The 18,542-nt window shown below is 41.1% G+C and carries 25 protein-coding genes; 11 read left to right on the top strand and 14 right to left on the bottom strand.

Annotated features, from left to right (window positions below; all coding sequences use genetic code 11):
• Nucleotides 1-610: 610 nt before the first annotated feature.
• On the bottom strand, nt 611-1,084 hold the full coding sequence (gene greB / locus EAE91_RS17610) for a transcription elongation factor GreB (protein WP_011144611.1): 474 nt from the start codon (nt 1,082-1,084) through the stop codon (nt 611-613).
• A gap of 1,045 nt (nt 1,085-2,129) precedes the next feature.
• Between greB and ompR the strand changes: the two genes are divergently transcribed.
• From ompR to EAE91_RS17560, 10 genes are all read left to right on the top strand, one after another.
• Nucleotides 2,130-2,849, top strand: coding sequence for an osmolarity response regulator transcription factor OmpR (gene ompR, locus EAE91_RS17605; protein WP_214089610.1), 720 nt, complete (start codon nt 2,130-2,132; stop codon nt 2,847-2,849).
• Nucleotides 2,846-4,177, top strand: coding sequence for a two-component system sensor histidine kinase EnvZ (gene envZ / locus EAE91_RS17600; RefSeq protein ID WP_214089609.1), 1,332 nt, complete (start codon nt 2,846-2,848; stop codon nt 4,175-4,177). The genes ompR and envZ overlap by 4 nt, the downstream gene beginning before the upstream one ends.
• A 216-nt stretch (nt 4,178-4,393) precedes the next feature.
• Nucleotides 4,394-5,434 (top strand): phosphate ABC transporter substrate-binding protein PstS, encoded by a 1,041-nt coding sequence (gene pstS, locus EAE91_RS17595; protein WP_214089608.1) that lies wholly within the window; start codon nt 4,394-4,396, stop codon nt 5,432-5,434.
• Nucleotides 5,435-5,565: 131 nt separating this feature from the next.
• On the top strand, nt 5,566-6,522 hold the full coding sequence (gene pstC, locus EAE91_RS17590) for a phosphate ABC transporter permease PstC (protein WP_214089607.1): 957 nt from the start codon (nt 5,566-5,568) through the stop codon (nt 6,520-6,522).
• Between the two features lies 1 nt (nt 6,523).
• Complete coding sequence (pstA, locus tag EAE91_RS17585) at nt 6,524-7,408, top strand: phosphate ABC transporter permease PstA (RefSeq protein ID WP_214089606.1); 885 nt, start codon at nt 6,524-6,526, stop codon at nt 7,406-7,408.
• A 26-nt stretch (nt 7,409-7,434) separates the two neighbouring features.
• Nucleotides 7,435-8,211: a phosphate ABC transporter ATP-binding protein PstB gene (gene pstB, locus EAE91_RS17580; protein ID WP_214089605.1), complete on the top strand. Its 777-nt coding sequence runs from the start codon at nt 7,435-7,437 to the stop codon at nt 8,209-8,211.
• A gap of 14 nt (nt 8,212-8,225) precedes the next feature.
• On the top strand, nt 8,226-8,945 hold the full coding sequence (phoU, locus tag EAE91_RS17575; RefSeq protein WP_214089604.1) for a phosphate signaling complex protein PhoU: 720 nt from the start codon (nt 8,226-8,228) through the stop codon (nt 8,943-8,945).
• A 167-nt stretch (nt 8,946-9,112) separates the two neighbouring features.
• Nucleotides 9,113-9,949 (top strand): ABC transporter substrate-binding protein, encoded by an 837-nt coding sequence (locus EAE91_RS17570; protein ID WP_214089603.1) that lies wholly within the window; start codon nt 9,113-9,115, stop codon nt 9,947-9,949.
• A gap of 79 nt (nt 9,950-10,028) precedes the next feature.
• Complete coding sequence (locus tag EAE91_RS17565; protein WP_214089602.1) at nt 10,029-10,766, top strand: amino acid ABC transporter permease; 738 nt, start codon at nt 10,029-10,031, stop codon at nt 10,764-10,766.
• Nucleotide 10,767: 1 nt separating this feature from the next.
• Nucleotides 10,768-11,511, top strand: coding sequence for an amino acid ABC transporter permease (locus EAE91_RS17560; RefSeq protein WP_214089601.1), 744 nt, complete (start codon nt 10,768-10,770; stop codon nt 11,509-11,511).
• A gap of 360 nt (nt 11,512-11,871) precedes the next feature.
• On the opposite strand, the gene cdiI is transcribed toward EAE91_RS17560, so the two are convergent.
• The 13 genes from cdiI to EAE91_RS17490 form a co-directional block, all read right to left on the bottom strand.
• Nucleotides 11,872-12,513 (bottom strand): ribonuclease toxin immunity protein CdiI, encoded by a 642-nt coding sequence (gene cdiI, locus EAE91_RS24610; protein ID WP_247983030.1) that lies wholly within the window; start codon nt 12,511-12,513, stop codon nt 11,872-11,874.
• Nucleotides 12,455-12,772 (bottom strand): Imm42 family immunity protein, encoded by a 318-nt coding sequence (locus tag EAE91_RS17550; RefSeq protein WP_247983031.1) that lies wholly within the window; start codon nt 12,770-12,772, stop codon nt 12,455-12,457. Before EAE91_RS17550 ends, cdiI begins: the two co-directional genes overlap by 59 nt.
• Nucleotides 12,773-12,902: 130 nt before the next feature.
• On the bottom strand, nt 12,903-13,448 hold the full coding sequence (locus tag EAE91_RS17545; RefSeq protein WP_214089600.1) for an immunity 42 family protein: 546 nt from the start codon (nt 13,446-13,448) through the stop codon (nt 12,903-12,905).
• A 5-nt stretch (nt 13,449-13,453) separates the two neighbouring features.
• On the bottom strand, nt 13,454-13,666 hold the full coding sequence (locus EAE91_RS17540) for a hypothetical protein (RefSeq protein ID WP_214089661.1): 213 nt from the start codon (nt 13,664-13,666) through the stop codon (nt 13,454-13,456).
• A 312-nt stretch (nt 13,667-13,978) separates the two neighbouring features.
• A complete protein-coding gene (locus tag EAE91_RS17535; RefSeq protein ID WP_214089599.1) occupies nt 13,979-14,356 on the bottom strand; it encodes a hypothetical protein in 378 nt (125 codons plus the stop codon).
• Nucleotides 14,357-14,486: 130 nt separating this feature from the next.
• Nucleotides 14,487-14,864 (bottom strand): DUF6853 family protein, encoded by a 378-nt coding sequence (locus EAE91_RS17530; protein WP_214089598.1) that lies wholly within the window; start codon nt 14,862-14,864, stop codon nt 14,487-14,489.
• Nucleotides 14,857-15,135: a hypothetical protein gene (locus EAE91_RS17525; RefSeq protein WP_244868911.1), complete on the bottom strand. Its 279-nt coding sequence runs from the start codon at nt 15,133-15,135 to the stop codon at nt 14,857-14,859. The genes EAE91_RS17530 and EAE91_RS17525 overlap by 8 nt, the downstream gene beginning before the upstream one ends.
• A 234-nt stretch (nt 15,136-15,369) precedes the next feature.
• The gene (locus EAE91_RS17520; RefSeq protein WP_214089597.1) at nt 15,370-15,747 is read right to left on the bottom strand and encodes a hypothetical protein; all 378 of its coding nucleotides are present in this window, start codon (nt 15,745-15,747) and stop codon (nt 15,370-15,372) included.
• Nucleotides 15,740-16,363: a hypothetical protein gene (locus EAE91_RS24330; RefSeq protein WP_244868910.1), complete on the bottom strand. Its 624-nt coding sequence runs from the start codon at nt 16,361-16,363 to the stop codon at nt 15,740-15,742. The genes EAE91_RS17520 and EAE91_RS24330 overlap by 8 nt, the downstream gene beginning before the upstream one ends.
• Nucleotides 16,364-16,684: 321 nt before the next feature.
• Nucleotides 16,685-16,885, bottom strand: a complete 201-nt coding sequence (locus EAE91_RS17505) for a hypothetical protein (protein ID WP_036783417.1) — start codon at nt 16,883-16,885, stop codon at nt 16,685-16,687.
• A complete protein-coding gene (locus EAE91_RS17500) occupies nt 16,875-17,399 on the bottom strand; it encodes a hypothetical protein (RefSeq protein WP_214089596.1) in 525 nt (174 codons plus the stop codon). Before EAE91_RS17500 ends, EAE91_RS17505 begins: the two co-directional genes overlap by 11 nt.
• A 46-nt stretch (nt 17,400-17,445) precedes the next feature.
• Complete coding sequence (locus EAE91_RS17495; RefSeq protein WP_214089595.1) at nt 17,446-17,790, bottom strand: hypothetical protein; 345 nt, start codon at nt 17,788-17,790, stop codon at nt 17,446-17,448.
• Entirely contained in the window at nt 17,787-18,059 is a 273-nt protein-coding gene (locus EAE91_RS17490) for a hypothetical protein (RefSeq protein ID WP_214089594.1), read from the bottom strand. Before EAE91_RS17490 ends, EAE91_RS17495 begins: the two co-directional genes overlap by 4 nt.
• Before the next feature lie 253 nt (nt 18,060-18,312).
• On the opposite strand from EAE91_RS17490, the gene EAE91_RS17485 reads away from it, so the two are divergent.
• A partial coding sequence (locus EAE91_RS17485; RefSeq protein ID WP_214089593.1) for a transposase occupies nt 18,313-18,542 on the top strand: 230 nt, incomplete at its 3' end.

Genomic DNA, 18,542 nt, shown 5'->3' with positions numbered 1-18,542 from the left:
CTATAGCAACTGTGATTGAACTCAAATGTGAGAAGTTGTCGCTGGAACCCTAAGTGGGTTACCGAATTTGTTGTGAGCTGTTTCTGAATATCCGAATTAAACTGAAAGAATGGCTAAAGTAGGAAAAACCTGAGTTTCATCGTGTTGTTCGAGGAGCAGGTAACTAATGAATTACAACTCTACTTTTGACTTTCGTTAAAAATGGAGGGATTACCTAACTATTTTTGTCTTTATTTAAACGCCTTCCTAATTGGGAGTCGTTTTTACACTGATTTTTATAATTATAAAATATGTGGCGATATAATTGATTACCTTGGTTGTGATGTTAAGAGGAAAAATAGCAGCGTCATTTTCACATTTATTTAATTCTGGTCGCCTGTATTAAATTGCGCTTTGCCGAGTGAATGAATCGTTAGCGGCGATTCATTCAGTTGTTATTCTTCGATATATAGCGCTAACGACATCATGTCGAAAGAGTATATATACCCGTCATCTTTCAAGTTGCCTCTTTGTTGGCTGCACTCGCTCACCCCGGTCACATCGTTATCTATGCTCCCGGGGATTCTCTCCCTTGCTGTCGCGATGCATCTTGAAATCCATAAGGTATAGGCTATTTTGTATATTCGATCTCATTCACGTACCACAACACTTTTCCTGTTGGTGTATGAACGATTGCACTGTCTCCCACTTCTTTCTTTAATAAAGCTCGGGCCATTGGAGAATCGATTGATATGTAGTCTTTGCGACCAAAAATTTCGTCGTACCCGACAATACGGAAGCGTTTAATCTCACCTTGATCATTTTCGATCTCTACCCATGCACCGAAGAACACTCGTCCGTCTTGTTGGGGAGAATAATCAACACACCGCAATTCTTCTAAGCTCTTGGTTAGATATCGGACTCTGCGATCAATCTCCCGTAGCCTCTTCTTGTTATATTGATAATCTGCGTTTTCACTCCGGTCACCGAGACTTGCTGCCCAAGTCACTTTTTTAGTCACTTCTGGGCGCTCTTCACGCCAGAGATAATCCAGTTCTTCCTTTAATTTGTTGTAGCCTTCACGGGTTATCAGTTTAGTTTTCATTTTATCTTGATGTAGATACCGTCGTTAATCTCATAAGTGTATACCCGTTATCTTTCAAGTTGCCTCTTTGTTGGCTGCACTCGCTCACCCCGGTCACATCGTTATCTATGCTCCCGGGGATTCGCTCTCTTGCTGTCGCGATGCATCTCGAAATCCATAGAGTATATAAAACAGCCCATTTCGGTAGATGTCAAATTAAGACTTAGTTTTTAGTCATTAATCAATAAATTCCGGCTGTTTTGCAAGATTAACGTATTTGTGACATTTGGGTCGTTATCGGTTGAATAAATTTATCACTGTTGATGGATTCGGCTTCATGGCAAGAGAATACGATACGCTCCCACTGCGGTGAGCGCGGATGTTAAAACGGGAGATAAAGGGTTAACAGACGGTTTCGGGTTAGCATTATTGGTAACAAGATTGCTTTACCCGTCCGCTCATTATGATATTTGGCTCTAATATTTATAATGTTCATCATATAATTTATGGTTCTGCGTACTGAATAGTATGTATGCTGTGGATCTTGCTGGTGATGAAACAGGCTATTAAGGTTCAAATGAAGAAAAAACAAGCGAAATTGTTTACTATAGTTAGGAAAGGTGACGAAAAATCGATCATCGAGTGGTTTCTTGTCCAAACGTTGGTGAGCTGAACATTATCGATCCAGGTCCTCGTTAGTCAGGAAAAACTGAAAACCGTGGCAGAGATAAGAAGGTAATATGCAGCAAAAGGCATTTTCCGTTTAGTCTGCCTGATGAATTTAATCTAGCTAATAAATGGATTTCTATCGATTTGCCGGGAGCCAGGACGCTAATTGATGGGGGGCGATGGCAAAATAACGATAGAAATTCGATAGTTGACAGTGAATTACTGCGTTCTCTTTGTCAGTAATAAACCACTAAATTAATCATTCTAATTAATAACAGTGGAAATAAGTCCTATTAGGAATAGTCTCAAAATACAGATATCTGGTTTCTATCTTTGGGTTAATCTCTTTCAAAATGATAAATTTATCAAAGCATGTAGTGTTTTTTGGAGTTTGATAATGCAAGTAGATAACAAGATCCTTGTGGTGGATGATGACATGCGTTTACGAACGTTATTAGAGCGTTATCTGACAGAACAAGGTTTTCAGGTACGTAGTGCCGCTAATGCGGAGCAGATGGACCGTTTACTGACACGGGAATCTGTTAGCTTAATCGTATTGGATTTAATGTTACCAGGAGAGGATGGGCTTTCTGTTTGCCAAAGGCTGAGAAACCAAAGTAATCCGGTACCGATTATTATGGTGACGGCGAGAGGAGAAGAGGTAGATCGTATTGTTGGGTTAGAAATTGGCGCTGATGATTATATTCCGAAGCCATTTAATCCTCGTGAGCTATTGGCGCGTATCCGGGCGGTATTACGTCGTCAGGCGAATAAGTTATTGGGCCTACCGGCTGACGATGATGCGATCATTAATTTTGGTAAGTTTAGTCTCAATTTGAGTACGCGGGAAATGTTTCAGGGAGATGAACATATTCAATTAACCAGTGGAGAATTTGCCGTATTGAAAGTATTGGTTTCTTATCCTGGCGTGCCACTGTCCCGTAATAAGCTGATGAGCTTAGCGCATGGTCGGGAATATAGTACGATGAAGCGATCGATTGATGTCTTGGTTTCACGCCTGCGCCGTGTGATTGAAGAAGATCCGACACATCCTCGTTATATCCAGACTATCTGGGGTCTGGGTTATGTCTTTGTGCCTGACGGAATTCGTGTATGAAATTATTGCGATTCTCCCCTCGCAGCACGTTTACCCATACTTTATTCCTGATTATGGCTATGCTGTTTATCAGCCTGGTAACCAGCTACCTGGTTGTTGTGAATTTCGTTATCATGCCGAGCTTGCAGCAGTTCAATAAAGTATTAGCGTATGAAGTTCGTACCCTAATGGCTGAAAAGTTGAAGCTAGAGGATGGCTCTTTTCTGGTGATATCGCCAGTCGTTCGCCGTGAGATTTATCAGGAGTTGGGTATTACACTCTATTCTGAATCTGATGCGGAGATACAAGGTTTACGTTGGGCCAGACGTTATGATTTCTTGAGTGAGAAGATGGGCGAGTACCTTGGCGGCAAGGCTGATCTTCGTCTGGAGATAAACACAGATAGTCCGATACTTTGGCTTAATTCTTATCTAGCTCCCGATATTTGGGTCAGGGTTCCTTTGACTGAAATCGAACAAAATCAATTTTCTCCTATTTTCCGCTATACACTGGCAATTCTATTACTGGTATTTGGTTGTATCTGGCTTTATATCCGTTTTCAGAACCGGCCTTTATTGGAAATGGAGTATGCAGCCAGGCAAACAGGTAAAGGTATTATGATGCCGGCGGTGCGGGAATCGGGTTCTCTGGAAGTTCGCGCAGCCATTCGTTCATTTAACCAAATGTCCGCCGGGATAAAGTTATTGGAAAGTGATCGCACGATATTAATTGCTGGCGTAAGCCATGATTTGCGTACTCCGCTGACACGTATTCGATTGGCAACAGAAATGATGAGTAAGGAAGATGCTTATCTGTCTGAATCTATCAATAAAGATATTGAAGAGTGTAACGCCATTATTGAGCAATTCATTGACTATCTCCGTACCGGACAAGAGATGCCAATGGAATTCTGTGAACTGAATTCCATACTCAAAGAGGTTATTTCCGCCGAAAATGGTTATGAGCAGGATATTGAAAACCATCTATCTCTGCACCCAATCACCATTAACGCCAATCCGATTTCTATTAAACGGGCATTGGCTAATATGTTGGTTAATGCCAATCGTTATGGTAACGGCTGGATTAAAGTGAGTAGTGGTCAGACAAATAAATTTGCTTGGTTTCAGGTAGAAGATAATGGAGCCGGTATTAAGCAGGAAGATCTACCGCGATTATTTCAGCCATTCGTGCGGGGCGAAAGAGCGCGTAGCAACAGTGGAACAGGGTTAGGCTTGGCGATTGTTCAGCGAATTGTTGATGCTCATGATGGGAAAATTGAAGTGGGTACCAGCCCCAGAGGGGGATTATCTATGCGTGTCTGTATTCCTGTCGTGGAGGATAATTTTTAACGGCTTGATAATCATCTCCTATATTTGATTTTTTATGGTGTATGGAGATGACAGTTTTATGTCAGTCTCAGGTTAAGTGCCCATTGTGCTGTCATAAAAATGTCATAATTAAGACATTTTGCTGTAATTAAATTAACCTATTTTCCCTCCTGCACCTTTTTTGAATTTGACGAATAGATTTCTTTATTGATTCTCAATATCCCATTAGGAGGGATTATGAAACTGATGCGTACCACCGTAGCCGGCATAATGGCAGCGACGTTTTCTTTGACAACCTTGTCTGTATTTGCTGCCACTAGCTTAACCGGGGCAGGTGCGACATTTCCCGCACCGGTGTATGCCAAGTGGGCGGATTCTTATCAAAAAGAGACAGGTAATAAAGTCAATTATCAAGGCATCGGTTCTTCTGGTGGCGTAAAACAAATTCTGGCAAATACCGTTGATTTCGGTGCTTCCGATGCCCCTTTATCCGATGAAAAGTTAGCTGCTGATGGTTTGTTTCAGTTCCCGACCGTTATCGGAGGAGTGGTATTGGCGGTTAATATCCCGGAGATTAAAGCCGGTGAATTGACGCTGGATGGTAAAACTTTAGGCGATATTTATTTAGGTAAAGTGAAAAAGTGGAATGATCCAGCGATTACTCAGTTGAATCCGGGAGTCAAACTACCGGAGCAAGATATTGCTGTGATACGTCGTGCTGATGGTTCCGGTACCTCCTTTGTGTTTACTAGCTATCTCTCTAAAGTGAATAAAGCGTGGCAAGAAAAAGTTGGCGCAGGTTCCACCGTAAGCTGGCCTATTGGCTTAGGCGGTAAAGGTAATGATGGAGTTGCCGCATTTGTTCAGCGTCTGACGGGCTCTATTGGTTATGTTGAATATGCTTACGCTAAACAGAATCATCTGGCTTATACCAAACTGGTATCTGCTAATGGCAATGTTGTTAGCCCGACAGGCGAGAGTTTCAGTGCCGCAGCGAAGAAAGCGGAATGGCATAAAACCTTTGCTCAGGATTTGACAAACCAACAAGGTGAAAATGCGTGGCCAATGACTTCCACCACATTTGTTCTGGTTCATACACAGCAAAAGGATGCCGTGAAAGGAGCGGAAGTATTGAAATTCTTTGACTGGGCTTATAAGAAAGGGAGTAAACAGGCAAACGATCTGGATTATGCAACTCTGCCTAAAGAGGTGATTGAGAAAGTTCGTGCGGCTTGGAAAACCCAGATAAAAGATAGCAATGGCAAGGTCCTGTATTAAGTCGTGTTGATAGTGCTTGTTTTAAATATCGATAGTTTTAAATATCGATTGCTTTAAATATCAATTAAATTTGTCGTTTTAATTCTCCCTCCATTTAAGGGGGGAGTTAACCCCGAATGAGAATAAGCTCTATGGCCGAACAAAAAACGGCAATGAAAGCACCCAGTAAAAATGGCGATATTATTTTCGGCGCACTGGTTAGGCTAGCTGCGCTGATAACTTTACTTTTGTTAGGAGGCATCATTATCTCGCTGATTATTGCCTCTTGGCCTAGTATTCAGCAGTTCGGCATCTCTTTCCTTTGGCAGAAAGCGTGGGATGCCCCGGCAGAGCAATTTGGTGCCTTAATACCGATTTACGGTACGTTGGTTACTTCGCTGATTGCGTTAATCATCGCAGTGCCTGTCAGTTTTGGGATTGCCCTGTTCCTGACGGAACTAGCACCTAACTGGCTGAAACGTCCGCTTGGTATCGCCATTGAGTTACTGGCCGCCATCCCAAGTATTGTATATGGCATGTGGGGGTTATTTGTTTTTGCGCCGCTGTTTGCCACCTATTTCCAGCAGCCTGTCGGCAATCTCCTCGCCAGTATGCCGATCGTGGGCGAATTATTCTCCGGTCCTGCCTTTGGTATCGGTATTCTGGCGGCGGGTGTCATTCTCGCTATCATGATTATTCCTTATATCGCCTCGGTTATGCGCGACGTCTTCGAACAAACGCCGGTGATGATGAAAGAATCCGCTTATGGTATCGGCTGTACTACCTGGGAAGTTATCTGGCACATCGTGTTGCCTTACACCCGAAATGGGGTGATTGGTGGTGTCATGTTGGGTCTTGGTCGTGCGTTGGGGGAAACGATGGCGGTGACTTTTATCATCGGTAATACCTACCAGCTCGACAGTTTTTCACTGTTTATGCCCGGCAACAGCATCACTTCTGCGCTGGCGAACGAATTCGCGGAAGCAGAGTCTGGCTTGCATACCGCAGCATTGATGGAACTTGGTCTGATTCTATTTGTGATCACCTTTATTGTGCTGGCGCTATCGAAATTGATGATTATGCGCCTGGCGAAAAATGAGGGGCGCTGATATGGCAACCATAGATAGACAAAAGTCCATTGAGGCAGATGTTCGTAGCCGTAAACAAGCATGGCGTCGTCAAAAAAATCGCTTCGCTCTGTTGTTATCAATGGCGACCATGCTATTTGGTCTGTTTTGGCTGGTGTGGATTCTGTTTTCCACAGTCACCAAAGGTTTCGATGGCATGTCATTGGCGCTGTTCACCGAAATGACGCCACCACCGAATACGGAAGGTGGTGGTTTGGCAAATGCCATTGTCGGCAGTGGATTATTGATCCTGTGGGCGACGGTTATCGGTACGCCTCTGGGGATCATGGCGGGTATCTATTTGGCGGAATATGGTCGCCGTTCATGGCTGGCAGAAGTGATCCGCTTTATAAACGATATTTTGCTGTCAGCCCCTTCTATTGTTGTCGGTTTATTTGTTTACACTGTCGTTGTGACGAAAATGCAGCACTTTTCCGGTTGGGCGGGGGTGATTGCTTTGGCGTTATTACAGGTGCCGATTGTGATCAGAACCACTGAAAACATGTTAAAACTGGTTCCTGATAGCCTGCGCGAAGCCGCTTATGCTTTAGGCACACCGAAGTGGAAGATGATTTCAGCCATCACGTTGAAAGCATCAATATCCGGCATTATCACCGGTGTATTGTTGGCCATTGCCCGAATTGCCGGAGAAACAGCACCGTTGCTGTTCACCTCTCTTTCTAATCAGTTCTGGAGTACCGATCTGAGCCAGCCAATTGCTAACTTACCGGTCACCATCTTTAAATTTGCTATGAGTCCATTCTCCGAATGGCAGCAACTGGCGTGGGCCGGCGTATTATTGATAACCCTGTGTGTATTGCTGATTAACATTGTGGCGCGTGTACTGTTTGCCAGGAAAAAGCACTGACTGATATTTTCAACAGAGAGAAGTAAATGAACATAGTTAATGATATCGCTAGCAGCAAAATTCAGGTCCACAATCTGAACTTTTACTATGGCAAATTTCACGCGCTGAAAAACATAACGTTGAATATTGCAAAGAATAAAGTGACTGCTTTTATCGGTCCATCGGGTTGCGGTAAGTCTACGTTGTTACGGACGTTCAATAAAATGTATGAACTGTATGGTGAACAGCGGGCGGAAGGTGAAATTTTGCTGGATGGCAATAATATCCTGACTGATAAACAGGATGTAGCGCTGCTACGAGCCAAAGTTGGCATGGTATTCCAGAAACCAACGCCATTTCCGATGTCTATTTACGACAATATCGCGTTTGGTGTCCGTCTGTTTGAAAAACTCTCCAGAGCAGAAATGGATGAACGTGTTCAGTGGGCTTTGACGAAAGCGGCGTTATGGAATGAAACTCGGGATAAGCTATATCAGAGTGGATACAGTCTATCTGGCGGGCAACAGCAACGTTTATGTATTGCGCGTGGCATTGCGATCCGTCCAGAAGTTTTACTGTTGGATGAACCGTGCTCAGCCCTCGACCCGATTTCTACCGGTCGTATTGAAGAGTTGATCAGCGAATTGAAATCTGAATATACCGTGGTAATTGTGACTCATAATATGCAACAGGCTGCGCGTTGTTCAGACCACACTGCGTTTATGTACCTTGGTGAATTAATTGAATTCAGTGATACAGACACATTGTTTACCACACCAAGAATGAAACAAACGGAAGACTATATTACCGGTCGATATGGTTGATTACGGGGCGTAACATGGACAATCTGAATCTCAATAAACATATTTCTGGTCAGTTTAACGCTGAACTGGCCTATATTCGGACTGAACTGATGACAATGGGTGGGCTGGTGGAGGAACAACTCACCAAAGCGATTACCGCGATGCATAATCAGGATGCAGCATTGGCGCGTGAAGTGATTGAGGATGACCATAAAGTCAATATGATGGAAGTGGCTATTGATGAAGCGTGTGTTCGCATTATTGCTAAGCGCCAGCCAACGGCCAGTGATCTGCGGCTGATTATGTCAATTTCGAAAACCATTGCTGAACTGGAAAGAATTGGTGATGTGGCAAATAAAATTTGCCAGACGGCACTTGAGAAATTCTCACATCAACATCAACCCCTGTTGGTTAGTTTGGAATCCCTTGGCCGTCATACCATTCAGATGCTGCATGATGTTTTAGATGCTTTTGCCCGCATGGATCTGGAAGAAGCGATTCGAATCTATCATGAAGATAAAAAGGTGGATAAAGAGTATGAAGGCATTGTCCGCCAGCTTATGACTTATATGATGGAAGATCCTCGAACCATCCCAAGTGTACTGACCGTCCTGCTTTGTGCCCGTTCTATTGAACGCATTGGCGATCGCTGTCAAAACATCTGTGAATTCATTTTCTACTATGCAAAAGGGCAGGATTTCCGGCATGTAGGTGGTGATGAATTGGAAAAACTGTTGACGAAAGATAACGAATAGCTCGCTAACCACTTGGTCAATAATCTGAATGCTGGTATTTTTACCGGCATTTTTTTTACCTTATAATTGCTGATAGTTATAAATATAGTTATTTATATTATTTCATGCACTATAGTGAAATTGATAGTTTGGATTAATAAAGAATTAATTATTGTCAGGAGAGTTTAATGAAATCTCGCGTGCTTATTACGGCGTTATTGGCCGGGTTAACACTGGTTACTGGTGCTGCAAAGGCGGATAAATTGGATGATATTAAAAAAGTCGGCGCAGTGCGGATCGCTGTTTTCGACAGTAACCCACCGTTTGGTTTTATTGATCCACAAACCAAAAAATTGGCGGGTTACGATGTAGATATTGCAAACGCGATTGCCAATGATTTGGGTGTTAAATTAGAACTGCGTCCGACTAATCCGGCAAACCGCTTACCTCTGTTGGCATCAAAGAAAGTTGACTTGATAGCTGCCAACTTTACCGTCACTAATGAGCGTGCTAAACAAGTTGATTTTTCAATCCCTTATTTTGCTACTGGGCAAAAATTTATTGCCCGTAAAGGGGTTTTAAAATCGCCCGAAGACATTAAAAACTTACGTATTGGTGCTGACAAAGGAACAGTACAGGAAATTACACTGCGTGAGCATTATCCGACAGCTAAAGTTATCTCTTATGACGACACGCCTCTGGCCTTTGCTGCGCTACGTAACGGCAACGTGCAAGCCATCACGCAGGATGATGCCAAGTTAGTCGGTCTATTGGCTAATGTACCGGAAGCCCAAAAAGCTGAATTTGAGATCTCTCCTTTTAGCATCACCCGTGAATATCAGGCAGTGGCTGCGGCGAAAGGACAAGAGCGCTTGGTTGAGGCGGTGAACCAAACTTTGCTGAAACTGGAAAAAGAGGGTGAGGCAGCGGAAATTTATAACCGTTGGTTTGGCCCGGAAACCAAGTCTGCCCAACCGCGAGGTGACTTTAAATTTGCGCCTTTGGAGCAGCAAACAGAGTCCTAATAAGAGATAAGCCCTTGGTAACTAGCCTCGCCTGTTGTTGCGGGGCTTTGTCATTGGTAATACCTGGTAATTGTAAGATATGTTTGAGTTATTTGTTACAGAACAGTTGCTTGCTCCCCAATATTTGGGGTGGCTTTGGCACGGTTTCCTGATTACGCTGTGGATATCCGCTTGTACCGTTGTAGCCTCCACCTTGTTAGGGTTTGTACTGGCGGCTGCCCGTGACAGCCAATTGAAAATTCTCCGTTGGCCGGTAACCGCTTACACCACGCTATTTCGCAATACGCCTTTGCTGGTGCAACTGTTTTTCTGGTATTTCGCCTCAGGGCAAATACTGCCGCAAGAGGTGATGCTTTGGCTGAACACGCCTCATGAAATCAATCTATTAAGTCTGCCATTGGCCTGGCCTTCATTCGAATTCCTGGCTGGATTTATTGGTTTAACCCTCTATTCAGCGCCATTCGTGGCGGAAGAGCTGCGTGCTGGTATCCAGGGGATAGGGCGTGGGCAAAAATATGCGGCTCATGCACTGGGGCTTACCGGCTGGCAGGCCATGCGTTATGTGGTATTGCCACAAGCGTTGAAGATCGCAACGCCGCCATTGCTAGGACAATATATGAATATTGTGAAAAACTCGTCACTGACAATGGCAATTGGCGTGGCTGAGTTGTCATATGCTTCCCGTCAAGTAGAAACCGAAACATTAAAAACGTTTGAAGCATTCGGAGTTGCAACGGTGCTATATATCGCCATCATTGCCGTTATGGAAGGCTGGGGGCAATGGCGTCAACAACAAGCTATAGCGAGAGGACATTAAAGTGGATTTTTCAGTCATTGCAGAAAACTGGCGCTATCTACTGTTAGGTACGTATCCTGATGGTCCTCTTGAAGGGGCGGCGTTGACATTGATTATTAGCCTGATAGCCGGGGCGATTTCTATTGTATTGGGTACGGTTGCTGGTATTGCTTTGGCAATGCTGAAAGGCTTTTGGGTTAATTTGTTAGCCGCGGTATTGGGCTTTTTCCGTGCCATTCCCGTCATTATGCTGATTTTCTGGACTTACTTCCTGTTGCCTGTGATGCTTGGTGTGGAAATTCCAGAAATTACCACGGTGGTTTGCGCTCTGGCGCTGATCACATCGGCTTACTTGGCTCATGGGGTAAAAGCGGGGATTATTGCGATTGGTGCCGGTCAGTGGCAAGCCGGGTTATCATTAGGTTTTAACCGTTGGCAGGTGCTTTGGTACATTGTGTTGCCACAAGCGTTGCGTATGATGGTGCCTTCCTTTATTAATCAGTGGATTGCGCTGATAAAAGATACCTCTCTGGCTTATATCGTTGGCGTGGCGGAATTATCATTTCTGGCGACTCAGGTTAATAACCGCAGCATGGTTTACCCGACAGAAGTCTTTTTATTTGTCGCGTTAATTTATTTCGTGATGTGCTTGGCACTGGAATTGACAGCAAACTACCTTGTTCGCCGCTTTACTCTACAGCGTAGGAAAATATCGCTTTTCCGTTTCTGGCGGAAAGAAAAATTAGTTTTGGCTCCCCAATATTAGTTTTTATTTTTACTTAATTATCTATATTTAAAGCATAATCTCCCTATTTTAACGATAGGGAGATGGTTAATGTTAATTTAAATCAATAACTTTATGAGAATAAGGAAAGAATATTAAAATAACAGAATAAATAATCTTTTTAGATAATATGGTGGTAATTAGCTTGAAAAATATTACAATAATTGTGCTCTTTATTCTTCCAAACAACCGAAGCTTTACCGCCGATAGCACCACCAATACCGGCAGATTCTACCGCTTCTTTGGCTATCAGTTCACCTTTTTCCCAGGCGGGTAATGAATTATATGATTGTTCAAATGTTAAGAAAAGATCCCAGCTTTTGGTACTGGGATCATTCTGATTTAAGGGAGTTGAACAAGTAAGGATTTTACTTGCTCTGTATCTTCTGGATGTAATTGAAGATATTTCTCACAGGCTAGTTTTACATATTTGAAACAGGTTGCTTCGCTTACAATTATTGTTGGTGCTTGTTCTGGTGGATAGCCCCATGTAAACTCAACCCCTTCAAAATGTTCTTCTTCAAAAAAACTATTCATATCTGGAAAATTACAGTAGGCACCATCTGTAGAAAAACCATGTCTTTTTATAATATTTTCTATAACATCATAAAAATAATTTTTCCCCTTTTGGTACATCACATCAAAATAACCTTTCAGAATCCACTCAGGATTACTTTCATCATATGGTTGACCAAATAATTTTTGCTTCATTGTTATTTTCTTGTTACTAGTAAATATTTCAGTTAATGGGCATTGTGACATTTTTTGAATTACAGAATGAACTGTACCAGCAGGTAATAATGTCTCCTTTATTGTATTCCCATCATCAACACTCCAAATTAGGCGATCATTTTGGCTTGTTTTCATAAAGTAAATATAATAGCCATTATCCCCCATTGCAGTACAGGTCATATCAAACAAGCCATCAATAGGATCTTCTCCTTCTCCTGTAAAATAACTTTCTGCATTTCTGCATTTCTGCATTTCTGCATTTCTGCATTTCTGCATTTCTGTATAAGGTAATAGGATCAAAGGGAATATCATTACATGCCAACTCATCTATTTTCATATTTGAGTAAAAGTCAATTGTTGTTCTTAATTCGAAAACATCAACAATGTCAAATAATTTATTCCCTTCTAAATAGAAAGAAAATATTCCATTTTTCCAGAAGCTATCTGGAGAGTTCCATGACTCAACAATGTCAAATTGAAGAGAAAATAAAAATGGATCACCATAAATCATTTTAGTTTCACTCCTAGATTTTTCTGAATATCACCTGGCACCTGTTTGCTTGTTAAGGCATTGTTAATATCTCCGGAGCTGCCATTCCAAATAACCCCAACTGTAGTTGGGGTTATATATGGAGACTATATTACAATGATATATAATGTTTTTTTATATTGGAAATTATTTCTTTAACTTCATCTTTATAAATTTTTGTTTCATAGAAATCAGGTTTAGGAATATCTTCCCAATAACCACAACCATTATTATCATATCTTAAGATACGTCGTTTTGCTCCGATGATTCTAACAATATCATCGTAAGATACAGCAAATACAGAACTACCAAAATCATCAATATTCTCTGTTGAAGCTTTATAAATATATGACGATTCAAAATCTTCTGGCACTTCTAGGTTACTATCTACCAGATTAGGAGATATCATACCTAACATCGTGTTAAATGCTTCTTTAATTTCTTTATCAAATAGCTCTTTATTTTCAGGAAAAGAAACTAATGCATTTTTTTCATCTAAAGAAAAAACATCCACATTTAATGTTGCGGTAGTTAGTTCATCAGGGAACATTTTCCCATTAATATAAAAATGGAATAACCCATTTTTAAATGAACTATCACTCCAATAGGGAATATATTCTACTAATATCGCAAAACGATATGGATCACCAAAAATCATAATTTCTATCTCCATTTACCAGGTAAACCAAAATTTTTCTTTACATCATTAGGAATTTCTTGTCTGTCTAATGGATTTTTTTGATCTCCAGTACTACCAGACCAATGCCATGTACCATCATTACTGTAAGAAAAGCAATGAACATTTTTTTCAGAATCAATGGAATATCTTTGCTTTTCTTTAGAAGCAGAAGAAATAGAATGACTAAATAAATCCACCGAGCCCTTAGGTTCAATTCCTGCATTGGGTCGATTACCTTGCTGACCAAGAGTGTGTTTAGGGTGTTAGCCCATTAGAAGCGACTATTGGCTCCGGTACTGGTATTGCGCTTCCTCTGTGTTTCCCAACAATCGAGGAAACCGAAACTTTGCTGCCGATAGCACCATCAGTTACTTAAGAGAGTCTCTTTGGGGGGAAAAATTTGGATGGTTCTAACATAAAGGCAAATTCTTATTGGAACAAAGTACCGACTAAAAGTCAGCACTTTATTAATAAGTTGAACCCCAACTTTTTAGCTGGGGTGGTTGTTATTACTTTTTTTCAGGATAATTATAATGGTCTGGGATCTTGTAGTCTTCGGGGATTTTCGGCCATTTAAACTCATCTGACCAAGCCATGTTTTCTATATCTTCGAATAGATTTTCAAATTGATTCATAATTCCTAAAGCTATTCCTCGTGCAACAACTAAAGCCGCAATTTGTGTAACCTTATCATTTTTTTCTAATGCTTGTTTTAACAAAGATATCTCCCGATTCAGGAGAGCTACATCTTTTGTAAAACTCATATCCCAGTCGTTTTTATAGTCACTTTTCCAATAGTCATGAAGTTTTTGAACTGGGATATGTTCCTTTTTAGCAAATAGCATTATTACTTCTTTAATGGAGTTTAGATTATCTTGATTGATCATTTAAGTTTTCTCCCTTGTGCGGCTTGGCTTTAACATAGAGGCAAACTCTTATTGGAGCAAAGTACAAACTAAGAATCAGTACCCTTGTTGATAAGTTGAACCCCCGCTTTTTAGCTGGGGGTGGTTGTTATTACTTTTTTTCAGGATAATTATAATGGTCTGGGATTTTGTAGTCTTCGGGGATTTTCGGCCAATCATATCGTTCTGTCCAGCCGATCATTTCTATATCTTCAAAGATTCCATCAAAAAAATTACGTAAATTCATTGCATATATCCTAGCCATCACTAATGCTGTCTGAACTGCAACCATATCATTTTGGTCAAGGGCTTTTTTCAATACCGCAAACATGGATATCAATTTTTTGAGCTCATCTTGCAGTTCATCATCCAGATTTAACGAATAATCAAGGCTGCCATTATTATCAAGCTCATTTTTTGAAATATTGCAGGTTGCTGCTAGCTCGACTAAAATCGTTTTTATGTCATTTAACTTGTTTATTTCAGTCAATTTTAAGTTTCCTCCCTTGACCAGCTTTAGTTTTATCCACATTTACTGAACCATCTAAATTAAGGGCTGCTTTGAAATTATTTTTACTATCAAAAAGCTCAAGGTGGTTTTTATGCGATCCGTCCAAATACAGTTGATCGCCTTTCTTGATTATATCACCCAGTTTACCCTGAGCTTGATAAATACTTTGTCCCTGATACCGCTTACTGGTTTTAAGTGTGCCGTCTTTAATCTGCCCCCCAAACCCCGGTTGTTTAAAAAACTCTCCCATATTACCAACTGCACCTTTATTAGGCTGATAAGGCTGTTTATTTTTCCCAACAATCGAAGCAACCGAAGCTTTACCGCCGATAGCACCATCAGTTACTTAAGAGAGTCTCTTTGGAGGAAAAATTTGGATGGTTCTAACATAAAGGCAAATTCTTATTGGAGCAAAGTACAAACTAAAAATCAGTACCCTTGTTGATAAGTTGAACCCCCGCTTTTTAGCTGGGGGTGGTTGTTATTACTTTTTTTCAGGATAATTATAATGGTCTGGGATTTTGTAGTCTTCGGGGATTTTCGGCCAATCATATTGTTCTGTCCAGCCGATCATTTCTATATCCTCACATATATTCCCGAAAAAATTGCTTAGATCCATTGAGTTAGCTCGTGCTCGATTTAAAGCAGCTTGAACAGCAATCATATCTTCCTGATAAAGTGCTTTTTGTAATAAAGAAAAATCATCCAATAATCGGTTGAGACTGAGATTCAGTTCCTCATCCAGATTGAGTGTGTAATCTATATTTCCTTCATCATATAATTCATGTTGGGGAATATTACAGAATCGAGCCAGTCTAACTAACGCTTCTTTTAATTCGTTCAATGAACTGATTCTAGTCAACTTTCAACCTCCTTCCCTTTCCTGCACGAGTTTTATCATCGTTTATAGTACCATCCAAGTTAAGAACGAACTTGAACTTATCTTTACTATCAAATACTTCTAAATGATTCTTGTGTGACCCATCTAAATATATTTGGTCACCTTTACTAATATTGTCACCCATTTTGGTTTTAGCTTGATAAATACTCTGCCCTTGATATCGCTTGCTGGTTTTAAGTGTGCCGTTTTTAATCTGATTCCCAAACCCTGGCTGAGTAAAGAATTCTCCCATATTACCAACTGCACCCTGATTCGGTTGATAAGGTTGTTTATTCTTCCCAACAATTGAAGCAACCGAAGCTTTACCGCCGATAGCACCACCAATACCGGCAGATTCTACGGCCTCTTTGGCTATTAGTGCACCTTTTTCCCAAGCTGGCAATGAGTTATATAACAGCCCTAAATCGTTCTGGTTTTCTGTTGTCACAAACTGACTGATACGATGGGAATCTTCTTCTGATAGGCCAAATATCCATCTCAGACCACTGATGGCATCCGCTGTTTTTATCCCACCTTCCATTTCAGCCTGATAGGTCAGTGTGCATAACCCACCGTTCCCGGCACAGTGAGACAACATTTCTGCCCGTTGTGTAGCGCTCAGTTTGTTGTATTTGTTTCAGATTGATGCGCGACTGAATTATTGGATGAGCTAAACCTACTTTTAGCAATTACATTTTCAGAACCATTGGAAACCTTATATCCATTTGACGTTATCCTCTTTCCGACTTAGGCTAAAGCTGTCGCGCCATAAGTCACGGAACCGATGGTAGCGGCAGTGCTGGCGGTAACCTTTATTCCGTTTCCCTCTATCACTGTAGCCACCGCAATCGTAATGACTGCAAAACAACTGGATTCAAAGAAGGGAAAGAGCCCGACTATCTGGTCGGGATCTAATCTATTATAAAGTCCGTTTAACTGCGGCTAGCCAATCTTCCCACATAGCTGGGTCTGCTGGGCCAATTGAATCATCCCAGATCGTCCAATCCATTGATCCCAATAAACAACCGATATCATCTGACTTCGTTAATTCGTATTCATGCTCCAAAAAATAAAACATAGCTTTGTAAGCTTGTTCTATTGTAATCATCTTATTGTCCATTTTTACTACCTCTTGGCTTTAGTGAAGATAGTCCTGTTTGAGGGTCATATGATTTAGGTGGATTATTTATCCCAGCATTTATTACTGTATCCCCACGAGTTTGAACCCAAGCTTGAGTTCCATCCGGCAATGTGCGTGCAGACCAACTGTTACCATAACGATCACCACCTAAAATAGCCGTTTTATCATTTGCAGCATCCAATATTAATTTTCTATTTTCAGGAGTGTCAGCAATGTGTCCTTCCGCTTTGCGGAAAATATGTCCAACTCGTGACTTAGGAATAGTTACCTGATTATTTGGTCTTACAGATGATTCACTATTAATACGTACATTACTTCCTTTCTCTATGTTAGTTGATTTATTTCCTCCAACAATCGAAGCAACCGAAGCTTTGCTGCCGATAGCACCACCAATACCGACAGATTCTACTGTCTCTTTGGCTATCAGTGCACCTTTTCCCCAAGCTGGCAGCGGGCCATATGATTGTTCAAACGTTAAAAAAGATCCTAGCATTAAATGCTAGGATCTTTCAGACCCCAGCAGTGGCTGGGGTTATGATTTATTTTTCAGATAGATAATTGTAATGATCAGGTATTTTGTAATCTTCTGGAATCTCAGGCCACAAGCCCTGACTGTTTATTGATACAACATCGTCGATAATATCTGCATATAGATTAGACAGATTCAATGATGTAATCCGAACTCTTGTCAGAGCACATTGAATAGCTATTTGATCATTCTCTTCAATAGTTCTGTTAAGTAACATCACTGCTTGTTCAAAATCATAAATATATTCCTTGTATTTTTCGGTAATATCTAAATTCAGATTTAACTCAGCTTGGATATTTTTCCTAAGTAAGAGTAAATTAATACAATAGCTAAGTTTGTTTAGAGTTTTCATCATTTTAATTTCCTCCCCTCCGCAGCTTTAGTTTTAGCATCATTAATGGAACCATCCAAGTTAAGCACAACTCTAAAATTTCCTCTTTTATCAAAAATTTCAAGATGATTCTTATGATCACCATCTAAGTAAATTTGATCGCCTTTTTTGATATATTTATCAATGTCACTTTTTGCAGCATAAACACTCTGCCCATCATACATTTTACTAGTTTTTTGAGTATTTCCTTTAATTTGGTTCCCAAAACCCGGTTGTTTCAGGAATTCATTCATATTACCAACTGCACCCTTATTCGGCTGATAAGGCTGTTTATTCTTCCCAACAATCGAAGCAACCGAAGCTTTGCTGCCGATAGCACCACCAATACCGGCAGATTCTACGGCCTCTTTGGCTATTAGTGCATCTTTTTCCCAAGCTGGCAGCGGGTCATATGATTGTTCAAAAGTTAAAAAAATCCTAGGCTGTGTCCCTTAATATCAATTAATAGTATTATTATCTGATTGATTTCGATGCAGGAACAAAATGGTGGCACGTTACGACATTTCTGATGATGCTTGGATATTGATAGAATCTTGTTTGCCCCCTGTACGTTCAGGGCAGGCAGGACGTCCACATGTTGAACACCGCCGTGTGATGAATGGGATGTTCTGGGTGTTATGTTCAGGTGCGCCGTGGCGCGATTTGCCTGAACGCTACGGTCCCTGGAAAACGGTTTATAACCGATTTAACCGTTGGTCAAAATCAGGCATTATCAA

The organism is Photorhabdus noenieputensis (assembly GCF_018448935.1).
Lineage (GTDB): Bacteria > Pseudomonadota > Gammaproteobacteria > Enterobacterales > Enterobacteriaceae > Photorhabdus > Photorhabdus noenieputensis.
The sequence above is the reverse complement of the archived record's forward strand: the minus strand, read 5'-3'. Positions and strand labels throughout refer to the sequence as shown.

Excerpts from the sequence above, each read along its gene's own strand:
- greB (WP_011144611.1), bottom strand. The coding sequence starts at position 1,084 with ATGAAAACTAAACTGATAACCCGTGAAGGCTACAACAAATTAAAGGAA.
- ompR (WP_214089610.1), top strand. The coding sequence starts at position 2,130 with ATGCAAGTAGATAACAAGATCCTTGTGGTGGATGATGACATGCGTTTA.
- envZ (WP_214089609.1), top strand. The coding sequence starts at position 2,846 with ATGAAATTATTGCGATTCTCCCCTCGCAGCACGTTTACCCATACTTTA.
- pstS (WP_214089608.1), top strand. The coding sequence starts at position 4,394 with ATGAAACTGATGCGTACCACCGTAGCCGGCATAATGGCAGCGACGTTT.
- pstC (WP_214089607.1), top strand. The coding sequence starts at position 5,566 with ATGGCCGAACAAAAAACGGCAATGAAAGCACCCAGTAAAAATGGCGAT.
- pstA (WP_214089606.1), top strand. The coding sequence starts at position 6,524 with ATGGCAACCATAGATAGACAAAAGTCCATTGAGGCAGATGTTCGTAGC.
- pstB (WP_214089605.1), top strand. The coding sequence starts at position 7,435 with ATGAACATAGTTAATGATATCGCTAGCAGCAAAATTCAGGTCCACAAT.
- phoU (WP_214089604.1), top strand. The coding sequence starts at position 8,226 with ATGGACAATCTGAATCTCAATAAACATATTTCTGGTCAGTTTAACGCT.
- EAE91_RS17570 (WP_214089603.1), top strand. The coding sequence starts at position 9,113 with ATGAAATCTCGCGTGCTTATTACGGCGTTATTGGCCGGGTTAACACTG.
- EAE91_RS17565 (WP_214089602.1), top strand. The coding sequence starts at position 10,029 with ATGTTTGAGTTATTTGTTACAGAACAGTTGCTTGCTCCCCAATATTTG.
- cdiI (WP_247983030.1), bottom strand. The coding sequence starts at position 12,513 with ATGCAGAAATGCAGAAATGCAGAAAGTTATTTTACAGGAGAAGGAGAA.
- EAE91_RS17550 (WP_247983031.1), bottom strand. The coding sequence starts at position 12,772 with ATGATTTATGGTGATCCATTTTTATTTTCTCTTCAATTTGACATTGTT.
- EAE91_RS17545 (WP_214089600.1), bottom strand. The coding sequence starts at position 13,448 with ATGATTTTTGGTGATCCATATCGTTTTGCGATATTAGTAGAATATATT.
- EAE91_RS17535 (WP_214089599.1), bottom strand. The coding sequence starts at position 14,356 with ATGATCAATCAAGATAATCTAAACTCCATTAAAGAAGTAATAATGCTA.
- EAE91_RS17525 (WP_244868911.1), bottom strand. The coding sequence starts at position 15,135 with ATGGGAGAGTTTTTTAAACAACCGGGGTTTGGGGGGCAGATTAAAGAC.
- EAE91_RS24330 (WP_244868910.1), bottom strand. The coding sequence starts at position 16,363 with ATGTTGTCTCACTGTGCCGGGAACGGTGGGTTATGCACACTGACCTAT.
- EAE91_RS17505 (WP_036783417.1), bottom strand. The coding sequence starts at position 16,885 with ATGGACAATAAGATGATTACAATAGAACAAGCTTACAAAGCTATGTTT.
- EAE91_RS17500 (WP_214089596.1), bottom strand. The coding sequence starts at position 17,399 with ATGCTAGGATCTTTTTTAACGTTTGAACAATCATATGGCCCGCTGCCA.
- EAE91_RS17495 (WP_214089595.1), bottom strand. The coding sequence starts at position 17,790 with ATGATGAAAACTCTAAACAAACTTAGCTATTGTATTAATTTACTCTTA.
- EAE91_RS17490 (WP_214089594.1), bottom strand. The coding sequence starts at position 18,059 with ATGAATGAATTCCTGAAACAACCGGGTTTTGGGAACCAAATTAAAGGA.